4 protein-coding genes and 1 pseudogene are annotated in these 2,247 nt (G+C 63.6%); 2 read left to right on the top strand and 3 right to left on the bottom strand.

Going from position 1 to position 2,247, the window contains the following annotated elements; translation table 11 throughout:
• Positions 1–27: 27 nt before the first annotated feature.
• The gene (locus tag JHD07_RS31740) at positions 28–222 is read right to left on the bottom strand and encodes a hypothetical protein (RefSeq protein WP_291629328.1); all 195 of its coding nucleotides are present in this window, start codon (positions 220–222) and stop codon (positions 28–30) included.
• Here JHD07_RS31740 and JHD07_RS31735 point away from each other — a divergent pair.
• Positions 221–541 (top strand): hypothetical protein, encoded by a 321-nt coding sequence (locus JHD07_RS31735; RefSeq protein ID WP_291629326.1) that lies wholly within the window; start codon positions 221–223, stop codon positions 539–541. The genes JHD07_RS31740 and JHD07_RS31735 overlap by 2 nt on opposite strands.
• A 71-nt stretch (positions 542–612) precedes the next feature.
• Complete coding sequence (locus JHD07_RS31730) at positions 613–1,344, top strand: SDR family NAD(P)-dependent oxidoreductase (RefSeq protein ID WP_291629324.1); 732 nt, start codon at positions 613–615, stop codon at positions 1,342–1,344.
• A gap of 167 nt (positions 1,345–1,511) precedes the next feature.
• Here JHD07_RS31730 and JHD07_RS31725 read toward each other — a convergent pair whose 3' ends face one another.
• A complete protein-coding gene (locus JHD07_RS31725; RefSeq protein ID WP_291629322.1) occupies positions 1,512–2,123 on the bottom strand; it encodes a pyridoxamine 5'-phosphate oxidase family protein in 612 nt (203 codons plus the stop codon).
• Positions 2,124–2,148: 25 nt separating this feature from the next.
• Positions 2,149–2,247, bottom strand: a pseudogene (locus JHD07_RS39895) (phosphonate metabolism protein/1,5-bisphosphokinase (PRPP-forming) PhnN); the annotation flags it as partial.

The raw sequence follows: 2,247 nt of genomic DNA, 5'->3' as shown, positions 1-2,247 counted from the left end.
TGCGAAGTCCTTTCGGTCTGCTGCTAGTCAGATTGAGAGAAGGTGACGGCGCTCCGCCAACACGGCGCGTGCGGCGCGTTCGGCGTCGCGGGCCGAGCGGAACTGACGGCCTTCGAGGCTGTCGAACAGGCGCTCGGATGAGAAGAAGCGGAAGCCGCGCTCGTCGCTGGCGATGATGCCGGCGGTACGGTCGTGAACTTCGATGATGTAGGCTTTCGGCATGGCTGCTCGTGCGCCGAACGGGTCGGCGCTCCTGTCAAGAGATTGCGATCGGGACTTTTGGCTCGGCGATCAGCAGCAACAACAGGCGCCGGTCGCGGCCGAGACGCAGCGACGCATCATGCGCTTGCGCATGTCGCTTCTCACTCGCTGGTCATTGGATGTCATGCGGCGGCTCTCGGCTCGACGATGCAGTTTCGATGCTTCGAATATCGAGGGATTGGCCTGTTCGGTCAATGAAATGGCTATCCATATTTGGCCCGGTCGCGTGCGCGCACTTCTCCGCGTGCGAGCCGCTGCAGACGAAATCATCTCGCGATGATGTCAACGCGCAGGGAACCATAGCGTGGTACCGTTGCCCCGAGAGACGCAAAAGAAAGTACGGAGGACGGTATGACGGATGTTCTGAAGGGACGCACGGCGCTGGTCACCGGCGGATCGCGCGGAATTGGCGCTGCCGTCTGTCGCGCGCTGGCCGAAGCAGGCGCGGCGGTGGCGATCAATTGCCGCGAGAGAATTGGCCAAGCTGAAGAGCTTGCAGGCGAGATCGTCAAGCAGGGCGGCCGCGCCATCGTGGTCGCCGCCGATGTCTCGCAGCGCGAAGCTGTGGCCGGAATGGTGGAGCGCGTCACGGCCGGGCTCGGGCCGATCGATATCCTGGTCAACAATGCCGGCATTGCGATCACGCGCGGCGTCGACGATCTCACCGAGGACGATTTCGACCGCACCATCCTCGTCAACCTGAAATCGGCGTTCCTGTGCACACAAGCGGTGCTGCCATCGATGCGCGTTCGAACATGGGGCCGCATCGTCAACATCTCCTCCGGCGCCGCGCGCGGGGCGGGTTCGATTGGCCCGCACTACAATGCCTCAAAGGCCGGCATGGAAGGTCTCACGCGAGGTTATGCGGCGCGGTTGGTGAAAGAGGGCATCACCGTCAACGCGGTGGCGCCGTCATTGATCGAGACCGACATGATGAGCGGCCAGCCGGCGCTCGTCAGCCGCATCCCGCTCGGCCGCTTCGGCACGGCGGATGAGGTGGCGAAGGCCGTGATGCTGCTGGTCGACAACGCCTACATGACTGGACAGACCATCGCGCTGAGCGGCGGGATGGCGTTTAATTAGAGCGCGTGGCGCCGCGGCGCACCTTCATCCAAGCTCGGGGAATGCTGTAGGGTGGGCAAAGCGAAGCGTGCCCACCATTGTGTGTGACTGGTGAGAACTCGTGGGCAGGGCGCAAATGCGCCTTTGCCCACCCTACGAATCTTCTCCCTTGTGGGGAGGGGTGGAGTTCACCACATCGTTGCCGCCGCGCGGTCGGGCCAGATGCGATCGTATTCTGCGCCGCCGACCTTGTTGTCGCTCATCTCGGCGAGGATCTGGCCGGGTGTCGGCAGCGTCCTGGGGTCGACGCGCTTGTCGGGATTCCAAAGGTCGGAGCGGACGATGGCGCGGGCGCATTGGAAGTAGATTTCATCGACGTTCATCACCATGACGCTGCGCGGGGCCTTGCCTTCGACCTTGAACGAGGTCAGCAGCGCCGGATCAACCGACAGATGCGCGCGACCATTGGCCCGCACCGCATTGCCCGAACCGGGGATCAGGAACATCAGCGACACACGGGGGTCGCGCACGATGTTGCGCAGGGAATCCACCCGGTTGTTGCCGCGGCGGTCCGGCAGCATCAGCGTCTTGGGATCGTGAATGCGGACGAAGCCGGGCAGGTCGCCGCGCGGCGAGCAATCGATGCCTTCCGGCCCGATGGTGGCGAGCGCGGCGAACGGCGCCTTCTCGATGAAGATGCGATAGAGCGGGGTGACATGGTCGGCGACTTTCACGGTCGAGGCGTCATTGGTGGCGCCATAGATGGCTTCCAGCTGTTCGACCGTCTCGATCACCGTCATTCCGCTCTCCTTGTGGTACCGGCAGCTAGTCCTGCCAGCATTCATTCCTGATCACGCGCACCAGCTGGCGACCGTGATAATCCGCGCTGCCGGAATTGAGGATGGTGACGTCGGCATGGACCGA

It is taken from the genome of Bradyrhizobium sp., assembly GCF_016462955.1.
Taxonomy (GTDB): domain Bacteria; phylum Pseudomonadota; class Alphaproteobacteria; order Rhizobiales; family Xanthobacteraceae; genus Bradyrhizobium.
Note: the sequence above shows the minus strand (reverse complement) of the source record. Positions and strands in the feature narration are given on the sequence as shown.

Excerpts from the sequence above, each read along its gene's own strand:
- JHD07_RS31735 (WP_291629326.1), top strand. The coding sequence starts at position 221 with ATGGCTGCTCGTGCGCCGAACGGGTCGGCGCTCCTGTCAAGAGATTGC.
- JHD07_RS31740 (WP_291629328.1), bottom strand. The coding sequence starts at position 222 with ATGCCGAAAGCCTACATCATCGAAGTTCACGACCGTACCGCCGGCATC.
- JHD07_RS31730 (WP_291629324.1), top strand. The coding sequence starts at position 613 with ATGACGGATGTTCTGAAGGGACGCACGGCGCTGGTCACCGGCGGATCG.
- JHD07_RS31725 (WP_291629322.1), bottom strand. The coding sequence starts at position 2,123 with ATGACGGTGATCGAGACGGTCGAACAGCTGGAAGCCATCTATGGCGCC.